This window comes from Nitrosospira sp. NRS527 (genome assembly GCF_018406445.1).
Classification (GTDB): Bacteria; Pseudomonadota; Gammaproteobacteria; order Burkholderiales; family Nitrosomonadaceae; genus Nitrosospira; species Nitrosospira briensis.
In genome coordinates this window covers 63230-78611 of the sequence record NZ_AP024515.1, presented here as the reverse complement: position 1 = coordinate 78611, position 15382 = coordinate 63230, and the positions used below count along the sequence as shown (strand labels likewise).

Annotated in this window: 15 protein-coding genes, 1 tRNA gene and 1 pseudogene; 9 read left to right on the top strand and 8 right to left on the bottom strand. The window is 52.2% G+C overall.

The window, feature by feature from the left end:
- Positions 1-209: 209 nt before the first annotated feature.
- Complete coding sequence (locus KJS40_RS00400; protein WP_213538621.1) at positions 210-953, top strand: SDR family NAD(P)-dependent oxidoreductase; 744 nt, start codon at positions 210-212, stop codon at positions 951-953.
- A 226-nt stretch (positions 954-1179) separates the two neighbouring features.
- On the opposite strand, the gene KJS40_RS00395 is transcribed toward KJS40_RS00400, so the two are convergent.
- Positions 1180-1434 carry a hypothetical protein gene (locus tag KJS40_RS00395; RefSeq protein WP_213538620.1) on the bottom strand — a complete coding sequence of 85 codons (255 nt, stop codon included), beginning with the start codon at positions 1432-1434 and terminating at the stop codon, positions 1180-1182.
- Positions 1435-1476: 42 nt separating this feature from the next.
- On the opposite strand from KJS40_RS00395, the gene KJS40_RS00390 reads away from it, so the two are divergent.
- A complete protein-coding gene (locus tag KJS40_RS00390; RefSeq protein WP_213538619.1) occupies positions 1477-2895 on the top strand; it encodes an aldehyde dehydrogenase family protein in 1419 nt (472 codons plus the stop codon).
- A 349-nt stretch (positions 2896-3244) separates the two neighbouring features.
- Here the strand turns inward: KJS40_RS00390 and KJS40_RS00385 are convergent, their stop codons facing one another.
- The 3 genes from KJS40_RS00385 to KJS40_RS00380 all read right to left on the bottom strand — a co-directional run bounded on the left by KJS40_RS00385 (position 3245) and on the right by KJS40_RS00380 (position 5311).
- The gene (locus KJS40_RS00385) at positions 3245-3883 is read right to left on the bottom strand and encodes a glutathione S-transferase (protein ID WP_213538618.1); all 639 of its coding nucleotides are present in this window, start codon (positions 3881-3883) and stop codon (positions 3245-3247) included.
- 132 nt (positions 3884-4015) lie between these two features.
- Positions 4016-4144, bottom strand: coding sequence for a hypothetical protein (locus KJS40_RS15425; protein ID WP_280520238.1), 129 nt, complete (start codon positions 4142-4144; stop codon positions 4016-4018).
- A 312-nt stretch (positions 4145-4456) separates the two neighbouring features.
- Positions 4457-5311, bottom strand: coding sequence for a YicC/YloC family endoribonuclease (locus KJS40_RS00380; protein WP_213539651.1), 855 nt, complete (start codon positions 5309-5311; stop codon positions 4457-4459).
- Positions 5312-5479: 168 nt separating this feature from the next.
- Here KJS40_RS00380 and rph point away from each other — a divergent pair, with 168 nt between their 5' ends.
- The 3 genes from rph (at position 5480) to hemW (ending at position 8209) form a co-directional block, all read left to right on the top strand.
- Positions 5480-6199, top strand: coding sequence for a ribonuclease PH (gene rph, locus KJS40_RS00375; protein ID WP_213538617.1), 720 nt, complete (start codon positions 5480-5482; stop codon positions 6197-6199).
- A 9-nt stretch (positions 6200-6208) separates the two neighbouring features.
- A complete protein-coding gene (gene rdgB, locus KJS40_RS00370; RefSeq protein ID WP_213538616.1) occupies positions 6209-6802 on the top strand; it encodes an RdgB/HAM1 family non-canonical purine NTP pyrophosphatase in 594 nt (197 codons plus the stop codon).
- A gap of 180 nt (positions 6803-6982) precedes the next feature.
- Positions 6983-8209: a radical SAM family heme chaperone HemW gene (hemW, locus tag KJS40_RS00365; protein ID WP_213538615.1), complete on the top strand. Its 1227-nt coding sequence runs from the start codon at positions 6983-6985 to the stop codon at positions 8207-8209.
- Between the two features lie 175 nt (positions 8210-8384).
- On the opposite strand, the gene trmB is transcribed toward hemW, so the two are convergent.
- The 4 genes from trmB to KJS40_RS00345 all read right to left on the bottom strand — a co-directional run bounded on the left by trmB (position 8385) and on the right by KJS40_RS00345 (position 11423).
- Complete coding sequence (gene trmB, locus KJS40_RS00360) at positions 8385-9068, bottom strand: tRNA (guanosine(46)-N7)-methyltransferase TrmB (protein WP_213538614.1); 684 nt, start codon at positions 9066-9068, stop codon at positions 8385-8387.
- A gap of 29 nt (positions 9069-9097) precedes the next feature.
- On the bottom strand, positions 9098-9910 hold the full coding sequence (locus tag KJS40_RS00355) for a thiazole synthase (protein ID WP_213538613.1): 813 nt from the start codon (positions 9908-9910) through the stop codon (positions 9098-9100).
- A 2-nt stretch (positions 9911-9912) separates the two neighbouring features.
- Positions 9913-10155, bottom strand: a complete 243-nt coding sequence (gene thiS / locus KJS40_RS00350; RefSeq protein ID WP_213538612.1) for a sulfur carrier protein ThiS — start codon at positions 10153-10155, stop codon at positions 9913-9915.
- Between the two features lie 368 nt (positions 10156-10523).
- On the bottom strand, positions 10524-11423 hold the full coding sequence (locus KJS40_RS00345; RefSeq protein WP_213538611.1) for a PEP-CTERM sorting domain-containing protein: 900 nt from the start codon (positions 11421-11423) through the stop codon (positions 10524-10526).
- Between the two features lie 406 nt (positions 11424-11829).
- Here KJS40_RS00345 and KJS40_RS00340 point away from each other — a divergent pair.
- From KJS40_RS00340 to mutY, 4 genes and pseudogenes are all read left to right on the top strand, one after another.
- Positions 11830-12082, top strand: a pseudogene (locus KJS40_RS00340) (transposase); the annotation flags it as partial.
- Positions 12083-12619: 537 nt separating this feature from the next.
- Positions 12620-12693: transfer RNA gene (locus KJS40_RS00335), tRNA-Gly, on the top strand.
- A gap of 13 nt (positions 12694-12706) precedes the next feature.
- Positions 12707-14266 (top strand): AsmA family protein, encoded by a 1560-nt coding sequence (locus tag KJS40_RS00330; RefSeq protein ID WP_213538609.1) that lies wholly within the window; start codon positions 12707-12709, stop codon positions 14264-14266.
- On the top strand, positions 14263-15357 hold the full coding sequence (gene mutY / locus KJS40_RS00325; protein ID WP_213538608.1) for an A/G-specific adenine glycosylase: 1095 nt from the start codon (positions 14263-14265) through the stop codon (positions 15355-15357). The genes KJS40_RS00330 and mutY overlap by 4 nt, the downstream gene beginning before the upstream one ends.
- The last annotated feature ends 25 nt before the right edge of the window (positions 15358-15382 follow it).

The following is a 15382-nucleotide window of genomic DNA, read 5'->3' as shown; positions in this document are numbered from 1 at the left end:
CGGATAGAAGGGTGGACATTTGTATGAAACCTTTTATTCGCGCGAATTTCGGTCTGACGCCGTACGATATGTCACTCTAAATTCTGCACCTAAAGGCCGGACACCGAAAGGGCTCGCCGAACTGGAAAAGTCAGCCAACGTCATGATCGACGATCTCCTCCGGTGGACCTCAGCTTTAAAGGCAGCCTGAGAGTTTTGATTGGGACAGCATGAAAACCTCGATAAAGACACACGAAGGACACGTGGCATTGGTGACCGGCGCCGCCCAAGGTATCGGACAAGCAATCGTATTGGCACTCGCGGAACGGGGCGCGGAAGTGATTGCGACGGACCTCACGCTTCCGCACCAGACCGTGGACAAGATCGGCCGATCGGCGCACGCGTTTCAACTTGACGTGACAGAGGAAGAGGACTGGCGTTCGGTATCCCTTAAGAGCCGCGATATCGGCGAGGTGGATATCGTTGTAAACAATGCGGGTTATTTTCCAAATCGCTCTATCGACGAACTGGATCTGCCGACGTGGCGGAAGACGATGGCCACGAATTTGGACTCACACTTCTTAAGTGTGAAGTATTTCTTGCCAACGATGAGGAAGAAGAAGTGGGGCCGCTTCGTCGGCATATCGTCAAACATGGTTGGCCTGGCCATACCGGGCATGAGCCACTATATTGCTTCAAAAATGGGAATTATCGGATTCATGAGAGGTTTGGCCAATGATGTTGCAAACGACGGTATTACCGCGAACGCGGTTTTGCCGGGCCTGACGAATACAGTGGCAATCCGACCTCAGTCGGAAGAGCAAAAGCGCTCCACGTGGAAACAGCAGGCGATCAAACGGCTCGGGGAACCCGAGGATGTCACTGGCGCAGTTCTATTTTTGACAAGCGACGATGCTGCATTCATCACAGGGCAGGTAATAGTAGTAGACGGAGGTCAGTATCGCGTCGGGTAGCGCCTAGCGTGGCGTTTTGAAGGCGCCCCTCTCGCAGGCGCGCATTTTGTGTTATGCGTGGCTGGGTGGATTGCCGATCCATCTGCAACAAGGCGATGTCATTGGCAACAGGTTAAACGTCCGGGGCTTCTGGATGTATTACGAGTCTGCCGGAAAAGGGCGTGTTCGTGGCAATAGAGAATCTCATTGACGAGAAACGCGCAGCAATGTCTTCGGACTCTTGATGTCACTTAACATGTTGATGGAGTTTGGCGACGCATTTGATTTCACGGGAGCTGATTTTTGGAGATGGTGCAAGGAAGCCGGTTTCCAGTGTTATGAGGTCATGCACTTTGCAGGTTGTTGCAGCGCGGTTATCGCTTATAAATAGCATGCCCAGCTTTCGGCTTTGCTGCTTACCAGCGGCGGGCAGTCTAAAGGCCTTAGAAGCACAAAAGGAACTTGCTGAATCCGTGGCATTTGCAGGCAAGACCGGCTTCATGCTCAACACCTGATCTCAGCAAAACCGGCAGGAATTCTCACCATGAAACAACTTAACCAGATTTACATCAACGGCGAATTCGTTACACCACACGGTACCAGAACGCTGGATTTGCTCAGCCCTGTCACCAATGAGAAGGTAGCGCAAGTGACGCTGGGTGATGAAGTCGATACCCAAAACGCCATCGTCGCAGCTAAGAAGGCGTTCAAGACCTTCTCGCAGACCAGCAAGGAAGAACGTATCGGCTATCTCGAAAAAATGCACGAGATTCTGAAACGCCGCCGGCAGAATTTGATCGATGTGATGATCGACGAATACGGCTGCCCACTATATTTCACCACGTCGCTGATCGACCTCGCAGTGGACGACTTCAAGATCATGGCGCAACTGCTGAAGGACTTTGACCTGGAGCCCAAGGTCGGCCATTCCCGGGTACGCCTGCAGGGCGTAGGCGTGGTGGGTGTCATCATTCCGTGGAACTCTAGCAACGGCTTCATTGCCACCAAGGTTTCGGCAGCCATTGCCGCGGGTTGCACCTGCGTTATCAAGCCCAGTGAATTCAGCGCACAGCAAACGCAGCTGATGACGGAATGCTTTCACGAAGCGGGACTGCCTAGGGGTGTGGTGAACTTCGTCAACGGTACGGGCGATGTGGTGGGTGCGGAAATGACACGCAATCCCGGCATCACCAAGATTACCTTTACCGGATCCACCGGGGTGGGCAAGATCATCGCCAAAGGTGCAGTGGAGAGCATGAAGCGTGTAACGCTGGAACTGGGCGGCAAATCACCCAACATCATCTTGGAGGATGCAGATTTCGCCACCGCCATTCCGCAGGCCATTCTTGCAGCCTACATCAACAGCGGGCAAGCTTGCGTGGCTGCCACGCGTCTGCTGGTGCCTGAAAATCGTCTGAGTGAAGTGAACGAACTAGCCAAGGCCGCCATTGCCGGCACGGTGAAAGTCGGCAACCCGAAGGATGCAGACACCATCATCGGCCCCATGGTCAACCAGAAGCAATTCGAGCGCGTGCAGGACTACATCCGTATCGGCATTGAAGAAGGCGCCGCCTTGCTCACTGGCGGCACGGGCAAGCCAACTGGTCTGGAGGCTGGCAACTTCGTCAAAGCCACCATTTTTACCAACGTGAAGAACTCCATGCGCATTGCGCAAGAGGAAATCTTTGGCCCCGTGCTGTCGATCATCCCGTATAAAGACGAAGCGGACGCCATTGCCATCGCCAACGACAGCCCCTATGGCTTGGCGGCCTACATCACCGCAGGCGACAAGGCGCGCGCATACCGTATCGCTAACCAGCTTGATGCTGGCCGCGTGTGCATTAATGGCGAGTTCCATGACCCACTGGCCCCGTTCGGTGGCTTCAAGCAGTCGGGTTACGGGCGGGAGTTCGGCGTGTTTGGATTGGAGACATATCTGGAACCCAAAGCAATTATCGGGTAACGCCACCCGGATTGGTGGCGGCAGTGCGGATTGCCGCCCGCTTGCTTGGAACCAGAGATTTTCCGGTATGGCGGCTAGTGCGGACGGATCCCCATCCAGGGGCGCGGTCGCGGATCTTCTCGATGACGCGGCGGCGCTGTAGCTGCTGTGGGTAGATCAGGCGTGGCGCACCAAGTGGCCGCGCCAGGTCTGGGCAAATGCCGCAGCTCGCCGTGGAACTGTCTACCAGACGGGGAAGCTTACGGATGAATCACACAGCTAATGGAAATTAGCCATGTAATCTGATATGCACTCCCGATGCAATTCACCCCTTTAGCCTTTCGGCAAACCCGCTCCCCGTTTATCGGTTTTATGTGAGGTATGACAACGGCTCCATATTCTGGCGTTGCAAAGCAAGCTTTACGCTTTCATCAGCCTCCATTCGCGCACGATGTTTTTTCAGATTCGGATAATTATCGATGGATAGTGGGGTCTGTTCGATCCATCGCGTGAGTACATACAGATAGGCATCGGCAAAACTCCGATCCTTCAGATACCAGTCACCGGCGGCTGCTAGACTCCCCTCCATGCGAGCGTAATGCGTTGCCAGCTTTTCATACGTTTTGGCCTTGATTTCTTTTTGGGCCAAATCACTGTCTGCGAACGACTGTGCTGCGAAGTGGGGACCATACGCTGCGTGAACTTCCGAAGTCATGTAACTCAGCGCTTCGGCTTCCTTGCGCCCCAACTTCTCATTGCGCGCATAGCCTTCTTTGCCGTATTCGGCGCCGAGATATGCCAGAATCGCCGCGGCTTCAGTTAATACGTCGCCGTCGTCAAATTGCAGGGCCGGCACCTTACCTTTTGGGTTGATAGACAGATACTCTTCTTTTTTTTGATCTCCATGTGCCATCGTTTTGATCGTCACAGGGGCATTCAGCCAAGCGACGGCAATGTTGGGTGCCAGCGCACAGGTACCCGGCATAGTATAAAGAATGGAGTTACTCATCACGTGCTCCTAAAGTTCATTGGCAACTCCTGAAAACGGTTTAATTTATCTAAACTGCCAACCGAATTCGTCCTATTCATAGTTAATCTTTGTCGATTCATGTCACCCCACTTGATATGGTTATTTATCATATTAGGTGAAATTTACATTGGAGCTTGAAAAAGCCGTGCACAGCACCTTGTGCTGAGGCAGCGCGTCGATGCGCCGGTACTCGTTCTTGAGAAACCCGTAGTCGGAACGGACGTTAGGCGCGGCGAGCACCGACAAATATTCCGGACACTTTTTCCCTCTTTTTTTGTCAGTTTAAGAGTATTAATTATATTAATTGATAGCCACTGACAAAGGTCGCCCACGACCGGCTTCACGAGCGCAACGCCTTCAGTTTGTCCAGCACATCCATGTAGTCGGGCACGCTGGCCATCTAAATTTCCGCCGCAAGCACCATGTGTACACACTTGGGTACACACTCATTCTGAACCTTGATGATATGGATTGCAATGGCCTGAAAGGAAGAAAGCCGCATGGTTAGCGGCTTTAACGAAAAATTGACATGGTGTGATTTTGAGTGAAACGTCACTCCAGATTCTGCACCTGCTCACGCATCTGCTCGATCAGGACTTTGAGTTCGATAGAAATTTTCGATACTTCCGCATCTACCGATTTTGAGCCCACTGTGTTGGCTTCGCGGTTGAGCTCCTGCATCAAGAAATCCAGCCGTTTGCCGACTGCGCCGCCTTTGCGTAAAACCCGTTCCACTTCTTCAAAATGAGCCTGCAGGCGGGACAGTTCCTCGTCTACATCGATTTTGCCAGCGAACAACGTCAGTTCTTGCCGGATACGCTCATCATCGCAATTTATCATGGCATCGCGCAAACGGGCTTTGACTTTTTCCTGAAATGCCACAAGCAAGGCGGGAATACGCGGTGCCACTTCTGCTGCCAGGGAACGCATCCTGGAGAGGCGCTCAAGCAGGATGACTTTAAGTTTTTCGCCTTCGCGGGCGCGTGCCGCCGCCAACTCATGCAGGGCAGCGGCCAGCAATTCCAGGCAAGGTTCGCGCAGGCTCTCCGTCGGCAGTGAATTGGCCCTCAACATTCCGGGCCAGCGAAGGATATCCGCCACCTCGAGACCGTGGGCGTCTGGTAGCGCAGCCCTGACGGTACGGTTCAGCGCCAGTAGTTTTTGCAACAGGTCAGCGTTGATATGCTGCAGATCTTCGGTATTCGCGATCCCGGAAAAGCTTACGCGGCACTCGATTTTTCCACGATTCAGCCGAGCGGTCAGAAATTCACGCATCGTCACTTCCAGCAAGCGGAGTTCGTCAGGCAGGCGGAACTGGATATCCAGATAGCGGTTATTAACCGAGCGCAGCTCCAGATTCAGTGAACCTTGTGGCAATTCGCGGGCAACCACGGCATAGCCGGTCATACTATAGATCGTCGCTAACTCATCCACTGACAGGTCCTGATAGGTTAAAATGGGGAGCGATGGGGATTATCGCATATGATCGTCGCAGACATGCAGAACGAGTTTGCACCCTTACCCCAATCGCCGGTAAAACGCCGCCGTTACAAAATCATCTAGAGAATCACAACCATGCGTCCCAGCAATCGCACGCCGGCTCAACTTCGTCCGGTTCAAATTACCCGTCATTACACCAAGCATGCTGAAGGTGCGGTACTGATCGAGTGTGGCGATACCAGGATATTATGTACAGCCAGCCTGGATGAAAAAGTACCCCCGTTTCTACGTGGAAAAGGGCAGGGCTGGCTCACTGCGGAATATGGCATGCTGCCACGTTCCACTAACGAGCGCATGCAGCGCGAAGCAGCCAAGGGCAAGCAATCCGGGCGCACGATGGAAATCCAGCGCCTCATCGGGCGCGCATTACGCTCAGTAATGGATTTGACGAAACTGGGCGAGCGCACCATCCAGATCGATTGCGATGTCATTCAGGCCGATGGCGGTACACGCACCGCCAGCATTACCGGGGCTTTTGTCGCGCTGCACGATGCGGTAGAAAAGCTGTTACACCAGCAGATGATAGAAGCTACGCCGATACTAAGTCATGTTGCAGCGGTCTCGGTCGGCATGTACGAAGGCGTGCCGGTGCTCGACCTCGATTATCTTGAAGACTCCCGCTGTGACACCGACATGAATGTTGTCATGACCGGCGACTCTGGTCTGGTGGAAATGCAGGGAACCGCGGAAGGGGTTCCGTTCAGCCGCCACGACCTGGACGCCATGGTAGATCTGGCGCAGCAGGGGATACAGGAATTGATCGCAATTCAAAAAGCGGTATTGGCCGCCCGATAAAGAGCTGATATGCAAAAACTGGTAATCGCCAGCAGTAATTCGGGTAAGTTGCGGGAAATCGGCCAACTGCTGCAGCCGCTGGGGATCGAGGTATTGCCCCAGTCTGCGTTCAATGTTACTGAATCGGAAGAGCCGTATTGCACTTTCATCGAAAATGCCCTCGTCAAGGCGCGCCATGCCAGCAGATGCACCGGGCTGCCGGCTCTGGCGGATGATTCGGGTATTTGCGTGAGCGCCTTAAATGGCAAACCAGGCATTCTATCGGCACGGTACGCGGGAGAACCCAGGTCAGATGAGCGCAATAATCAGAAGCTGGTCGATGTGTTGACAGACGAAGCCGACCGCAAAGCTCACTATTACTGCGTAATCGTGCTCTTGCGCCACCCCGACGATCCGCAGCCCCTTATTGCCGATGGAAGCTGGCACGGTGAAATTGTGCTTCGGCCGCGCGGGGCCGGGGGCTTTGGGTACGATCCTTATTTTTTTCTGCCGGACCTCGGTAAAACTGCTGCGGAGCTTCCGGCGGAGCAGAAGAATCGAATTAGCCACCGCGGTAAAGCACTGGCTCGGCTCGTTGAACGAATCAGCGAAGAAACGCTCTGAGCCAGGACTGCGTCCTGGGATCGGCGAAAAGATTGATCCGGCTCACAAAGCATGGCGTTGTTGGTTTGGATTCCGGGTCAAGTCCGGATGACAAAATTCATATTGTTTTCTTGCAGGATCGATAATTTCAATCATCGCTGAAACGATATTTTCTTTTGTTTGTCATCTCTCCTATTAGTCATGACAACAATTATTTCTCCTGCACTCATACTGGGTTCTCAGTCGCCGAAGCTGAAATCGCTGCCCCCGTTAAGCCTGTACATTCATATCCCATGGTGCATGAAAAAATGCCCCTATTGCGATTTCAACTCCCATGAGGTTCGTGATCGGGATGGCGTGCCCGAGGCTGAGTATGTGGCGGCGCTTATTCATGACCTGGAAGCGGCGCTGCCGCAAGTTTGGGGTCGCAAGGTGGTCAGCGTGTTTTTTGGCGGCGGCACTCCAAGCCTGTTCAGTGCCCGGTCCATAGACGAAATCCTGGGTGCCGTGCGGGCCTTGCTACCGCTCGAACTTTTCGCCGAGGTGACGCTGGAAGCCAATCCCGGCACTTTCGAGGCGCAAAAATTTGCCGATTTTCGCGCGGCGGGGATCAATCGCTTATCTATCGGTATCCAGAGCTTCAACCCCAGGCATCTTAAATCTCTGGGCCGAATACACGACGACAACGATGCGCAGCGGGCCGTTGAGATCGCTCGGAAAAATTTCGACAATGTGAATCTCGATCTGATGTATGGTCTGCCGAACCAGACGCTGGAGGAAGCCCGCAACGATATCGAGACCGCGATCAGGTGTGATGTTGCGCACATCTCGGCCTATCATCTGACGCTGGAACCCAACACGCTGTTTCATCGCTATCCGCCGCCATTACCCGACGATGATCTGGCTGCGGAAATGCAGATAATGGTCGAGCAAACGCTCGAGCGAGAAGGCTATGTCAATTATGAAACTTCAGCGTTTGCCCGATTGGGCCGAGAATCGCATCACAACATGAACTACTGGTTGTTCGGCGATTATCTTGGGATCGGGGCAGGTGCGCATAGCAAGATAAGCTTTGCCGACAGGATCGTGCGCCAGATGCGCTACAAGCAACCCAGGGAGTACCTCGCCAAAACCGCCCGGGCCACACCGGATGCCGGCCCACCTGTCATGGAACAGCATGAAGTAGGGCGGAACGACCGTGGGTTTGAATTCATGATGAACGCGCTACGTCTTACGAAAGGCTTTGCCACGGAAATGTTCACGGAGCGTACCGGCCTGCCCATCACCCGCATACAACGACAGCTTGACGAGGCCGAGCAACGAGGCCTGATTACGCGCGATTATCGGCGCATTGCGCCTACGCTCACCGGCAGGCGCTTCTTGAATGATCTGTTGCAAATCTTCCTTCCCGAAAAAAGTAACGACTAGCCTGGATATTTCATAAATTCGCGTGATGATTGCGCAGGATTTTGTTTTGTAGGGAGATTTTGTGAAAGAGTGGCGTAGTTATTCATACGCCCGACTGAACGAAATTTTCATACGAAACAAAAGACCAGCAAGGGCGCGCGTCAATTTATGAAACATCCGGGCTAGGTATAGCTCGTTACTTTTTTCGGAATATCAAATCCCACACCCCGTGTCCTAACCGCAAACCACGCTGTTCGAATTTGGTCAAAGGCCGGTATTCAGGACGTGATGCATAATCAACAACGGTATTGGCCAGCTGCGGTTCACCGCACAATACCCGCAATATTTGATCCGCATATTCCTCCCAATCGGTCGCGGCGTGGATATAACCGCCGGGCTTCAGATACCGGCACAGCAGCGCAACAAATTCCGGCTGTATCAATCGGCGTTTGTGGTGTCGGGCTTTGGGCCAAGGGTCGGGGAAAAAAATGTGCACGCCGTCAAGGCATTCCGGCGGCAATGCTTGTTGCAGCACTTCCACTACGTCATGCTGGACAATGCGTATATTCGTCAGCCCAAGTTCTTCGATTTGCTTGAGCAAACTGCCGACGCCGGGTGTATGAACCTCAACAGCTAGATAATCGTTCTGTGGATGCGCCTTGGCGATAACGGCCGTCGTCTCACCCATGCCGAAGCCAATCTCCAGGAATCTGGGCGCGCGCCTGCCGAAGATGGTTTCGAGATCGAGCAGGCTTGTCGCAGCACTTTCGGTGAACGGAACGCCATATAGGGGCATCAATGTTTCGTGAGCGCGACGCTGCGCATTCGAGACACGACCCTGGCGGAGAACAAAGCTTCGGATGGGACGATGCTCTACCATTTATAAGGAATCTGAAAAACCGGCAGTGATCAGGATTTGTCTCTGTCTTTTTGCTGATGGCTGCCGGCAATGGTCCCGTCGACTGGCGAACTGGGGCTGGCATTGTAAAGCTTCTTGGCCATGCGTCCAGCCAGATAGGCTTCGCGACCCGCTTCCACCGCTTTTTTCATGGCGGAAGCCATCAGTACCGGATTGCGCGCGGCAGCAATTGCGGTGTTCATCAGAACACCGTCGCAACCTAGCTCCATCGCGATAGCCGCGTCCGAAGCCGTACCGACACCTGCATCCACTATTACCGGAACTTTGGCATTTTCTATTATGATCTGCAAATTCCATGGGTTAAGAATACCCATGCCGGAACCGATCAGTGAGGCCAACGGCATCACCGCCACACAGCCGATTTCTTCCAGTTGCTTGGCTGCGATAGGATCATCCGAGGTATAAACCATTACCTGGAAACCTTCCTTTATCAAAATTTCGGCAGCTTTGAGGGTTTCCATCATGTTGGGGTAGAGGGTTTTCGGATCACCCAGCACCTCCAGCTTTACCAGCGTGTGGCCGTCCAGCAATTCACGCGCAAGGCGTAAAGTGCGCACGGCGTCGTCCACCGTATAGCATCCGGCTGTGTTGGGCAACAAGGTATATCGGGAGGGCGGCAGCACGTCCAGCAGGTTTGGCTCGTCGGGGTTCTGGCCGAGATTGGTCCTGCGAATCGCTACCGTTATAATTTCCGCGCCGCTGGCATCAACCGCAGCGCGAGTTTCGTCAAAATCCTTGTATTTTCCGGTACCTACCAGAAGCCTGGAAGAATAAGCCTTGCCGGCAATGACGATATTGTCCACCCTTAGCCCCCACCTACAGCCACGACGATTTCAAGCTGATCGCCTTCCGCCAGAATGGGTTGGTCGAACTTGCTGCGAGGGATGATTTCGCCATTTCGCTCTATGGCAATGCGCTTGCCCTGTAATCCCATGTGCTCCAGCAATTGTGTCACGTTCAGCGTCACGGCGTCCGCGTCCCGGGTTCCTGTTTCCGCAGGCGAGACGGGAAAGCGTTGGGGTTGACCATTAACGATAAGTTGTATCATTTTTAAAAGTCGCTTGAAGCGGATACGCTGGGATTAACTGTGACTTGGCTTGAGCAATAACGTTCTTTTAATGCCGCTTTAATGCAGATTATACGGTGGAGCAGCCTCATAGTCGACAATCAGGACTTCTACTTCTATACGCCAGTCTCGACTTACTCCACCCTTACCTCGCACCAGAGAATGCGTTTTCCCGAGAATCGGCATTGAATATTTTGCCGGCATCTCCAACCCTGGCGGCGTTGGCTAAATAAGGCGCCGGCCTAACTGGCACAGCGCCTTGAAGTTCACTCCAACTAGAGGCAGTCAATGCACAAGCAGCGTGCAATAAAAACTCCGCTAAAGCGAATAGACTGACTCGTTTTTCCCGTTTACTTTTTTAAACGCCGGACCTGACTTCCAAGAAGAACGAGCCCCGCCATCATCATCGCCCAACTTTCCGGCTCTGGAACAGGGCTTGTCGTAAAGTTCGTCAATTGACCACTTAGGGTAAAATCATCGACCAATTTAGGACTGGAAAACACGAGCTCAAAAATCGAGGTTTCCACCTGACTGGAGGTCACGAAGGAAGCTGAATCCGGGAGTAAAACGCTATCAACAAGGCTCCTGCTTGCGTTGGAAATAAGGTTAAGCGCCAGCCCATGCACATTGACATCACCAAAGCTGGGAGTCGAGAGAAGAGGAGAAAAGTTACTGTCGCTGTCCGTATAGCCGACTGATAAAGAAATGGCATCGCGATTAAAATAGTTAACCCTGTTTCCGTTTTGTAGCAGGAAGAAATTGGAATCATTTACTGCCTGTACCACGTTTCCGGTGGGCGTAAACGCTAACCCAATAGCCGCGCAACCTTCACGGTCGCCACAAAACCCAGATGATGGGTTCGTGTTGTAGCCGACCTCACTTGTCGCTGCATTAGCCGCAATATTATGAATATCGGCAGCTACCGTTGAGGTCCCAATGGTAGCAGTCGCCCCTGTTATCGTATTTGTATAGCCGGCGCTTAGATTGTTAATATTAAAAGCAGGCGTGGTGCTTTCATAAGTAAATGTTCCAGTCAAAGTCGCGGTTCCCGTGGAACCAATACCTGGGCCAAATAATTCATTGATCAACGCGCCTGCGTTCTGACCGCCGACCCCGACTGTTGCAGACGGGTTAAATCCAATAGTTGCAGAATAAGAAACGGTCACAGGTGCAGCGCTTGCAGAAAACGGTATTGCCATTGCGAGCAGAACGCCAAAGCCAAGTTTGCGCAGCATTTCTATCTCCTTCATGGTTAGTTATTATTTCTGGGGGCAACTTTAAGCGCTACAGGATAACAAGTATTTTTGGGCCCAAAGCTGCTTTAAAAGCATAGCTCATACTTAGCCTAATGATATGTAATTATTTATCAGTCTGACTACAAAAAGGGCTAGCTTGATCGAAAAACGCTTGCTGTCCCGTTATCAGGGTGATCATCAGAATGCAATTGTCGTTCGGACATTTTTTGCCGCAGACATACTGGATTGAATCTGATGCGAAGAACAAACAAGTGGGGCAAGTGGGCACTCCTACCACGGTCGATGGTTCTCTCCACGCCTTCATCACGGGCCCCGATGGCGCAGGTAGGATGAGCAACAAACCTAACCAGGTTTATATTTAAACATTTTCCAGCACACGCATTTCGAGGTGCAGGACTGCATGCAAAACTGGTTCAACTTATCCGACCGGCAAATGGAAGATGCCTTATACGAGATCGAGAGTATCTGCCGCTTTGGCGGTTTCAGTGGCGTCACCGATGCGTTACCGGACGAGACCACGATACTCAACTTCCGGCATTTGTTGGAGAAGCACAACCTGACCTTGGTTCTGCTCGACGAGGTCAATGCTCACCTCAAGAATCAAGGTCTCCTGGTCCAGAGGCACCATGGTGGACGCCACCATTATCCATGCCAAAGAATGGCTGCTAGACGATTCGTGCTTAAAAAATGGCAGCAGTGTACTTAAAAACCTGGAAGTCGCTATTTGTTCAGCGCTTCCTTAACGTTACAGCTTAATATCCTTGGCAAACAACATGCCCGATATAAATAACTATGTATTCATATGCTTATATGGATATTTCTATCTGATATTATGAAATCTGCAAACTTTCCCGACATTCTTGGATGGGTATTAATCAATAGCGTGATTCATCGGTCGAATACTGCAGGTCCGGCTCTCGATCGACTAAACCTTCAGGCGCTCAGGACAGGCGACCTCGCTTCATGAGTTGGAAGCAGTTACAAGTTGCTCTTGGCACTGGCTATACCGACGCTGCCAGTTTTCGTAAAGCAATCAAACCCGGCCTTACTGAAAATCCAGACCATCTATCCTGATCTAATCATCGGTGAACGCGACGGTGACATCGATGTGCTATGCCCAGCATTTTTGTCATGGCATCTTACTGCTATAGCGCTATAACGCTGTTTCCATCGTATAATTCGCCCATGAGGCGGGTGTAGCTCAATGGCAGAGCAGAAGCTTCCCAAGCTTACGACGAGGGTTCGATTCCCTTCACCCGCTCCACCTTTCCCGGCCTATGAACCGTTATCTCAGATATGCTTTTACCATATTTGTCGCTGCCCTGACGATTCTGCTGCCCGGTCTTGCCATATATATTGCCGCAACTTTCGACCCTAACGCTTATAAGCCTCAGATCATCCAGCTAGTGAAGGAGAAAAATCGGCGCGACCTCAAACTCGATGGCGATATCAAGCTTACGTTTTTTCCCAGGCTCGGCGCGGAGATCAATGGCCTCTCACTCAGCGAATATCAAAGTGACGTGGAGTTTGCCTCTGCGGAGAATATTCTGGTATCTCTGGCGTTCTTGCCATTGCTCAGGAAGCAACTGGAGCTGGACGAAATCACGATAACGGGACTGAAAGCCAATCTGATCCGTTTTACGGATGGGCATACGAATATTGATGACCTGCTCGTTAAAAGCGAAAAGCCGGAACAGTTCAAATTCAATATTGGTCACGTACTCGCGGAAAAAAGCATGCTCGTTTTTCGCGATGAAGCCAGCCAGAAGCAGTATATATTCGATGATCTCAATCTCAAGGCTGACCAGATCAATACCGCGTCCAGCTCGATGGATGATGTTATTCGCAGCAAACTGGAATTAGCGTTCAGGATGAACCAACCCGAACAGCCTGAGATCGATCTTGCCACCCAACTGACATTTGATTTAATGCTGGATGCGGAAAAGCAATATTACGCCGTGAGTGGCCTTAACCTTGAGAGCACCGGGACAATTAACGGGATCCATCATCTCGTGATAAATTCCTCGGGGGATCTCTCTGCGAGATTTGCTGCTGGTGTTGCTGCCGGTGAATTCATTGTAAGTAGCCTGACTCTCGGCATTGCTGGAACAGGTGGCGGAAATAATTTCGATATCAAGTTTGACGCACCGCGCCTGAGCCTGAATGGCGAAAAAGTGGCCAGCGATAGAATTATTGCGGTGCTGAAAATTATCAGCGCTGGGGGTAACACCAACGGTAATTTCTCTCTTTCAGGCGTGAACGGCACGATAAGCGATTTCAAGAGCAGCGTGCTCACGGTCGAGATGGAATCACAGATAAATGAGAGAGTCGTCAAGGCCATGCTTGCCTCCCCGCTTGCCGGCAGCACCACTGCCCAGCAACTGGCTTTGTCGGATCTGGCGGTCACTATCGATGCCGGCAGCTCCGGCATTGCAGATGGCCTCCATGGTAATTTGAAGGGTAGCGCTTTATTGGATGGCTTGGCTCAAAATGTACAGGTGCAGTTTAATGGCAAGTTGGGAGACAGCGATATCAAAGGGAATTTGGAAGCAAGCAACTTAACTCAACCTGTCCTCAATTTTTTGGTGGATATCGGCCAGCTTAATCTGGATCGCTTCCTGCCACCCCAGCAAAAGCAGCGGGGGACAAGAGAGTTTACAACAAAGATTGCGAGCGCAAAACGTGTGGATGAACCGTTCGACTTATCCTTATTCGATGATCTGGAGAGTGTGAAAATCCAAGGCTCGATCCGGATCGGCATACTGAAAGCTGCTAACGTCACGTCGTCCGGGGTAAAACTGAATATCAGGACCGATCAGTACCGGGACCCTCATTGAGCTCTTTTGCCACAAAGCTGATCCGCTGGCAAAAGGATCATGGCCGCCACCACCTGCCTTGGCAGAACACTCGCGACCCGTATGCGATATGGCTATCGGAAATCATGCTGCAACAGACGCAGGTGAGTACGGTTATTCCTTACTACCTACGCTTTCTGCAATGCTTCCCCAATATCGGAAGCCTTGCTGCGGCATCCCTCGATGATGTGCTGGCGCAATGGAGCGGGCTCGGTTATTACTCGCGCGGAAGAAATCTGCATCGGACTGCGCGCCTGATTATTGCAGACCATGGAGGCGTCTTTCCTCGAAATGTGGAAGTGATCCGGCAACTGCCCGGCATAGGGCGCTCTACTGCTGCCGCAATTGCCGTGTTTGCTCATGGGCAACAATGCGCGATACTCGACGGTAACGTCAAGCGTATTTTTGCCCGCTACTTCGGAATCGATGGCTATACCGGAGAGAAAAAGAACGAGATTCTACTGTGGCAAAAAGCTGAAGAATTGTTGCCCGGCAAAGACGGGAACGGGACCGAAGCTGGAATTGAAGCTTATACCCAGGCGCTGATGGATCTCGGCGCCACGATTTGCACTCGCGGCAAGCCCAAATGTTCATCATGCCCTTTGTTACAGGATTGCATCGCGTTCCGGGATAACCGAACCGATAAACTCCCTGTTCCGAGGCCAAGAAAGCCGCTACCGGAGCGGGAGACGGCGCTTCTGATGCTGATGAAGCAGGAGCGGGTTTTTCTGGAGAAACGCCCGGCCGCAGGAATCTGGGGTAATTTATGGTGTCTGCCGGAAATGCCGGTGAGTGAAAGTGCAGATGAACATTGCATGCGCCGTTTTGGCATGAAAGTAGCGCCATTGGCGCGAATGCTACCGTTTGATCATACCTTTACTCACTTCAGGCTGCGGATTCATCCACAGCCACTGCAAGTGGTTTCATGCCCCTCAGCCGTGACGCCGGACGGGAGCAAAAGCTGGATAACGTTTGATGATGCACTGAAGGCAGCCATTCCTTCGCCAGTCAGAAAACTGCTCATGCAATATGCTTGCCATGATCATTACGCACCCGTCGAAAAACAGTTGTGATGGAAGGAAAGATGTCGCCTTCGCA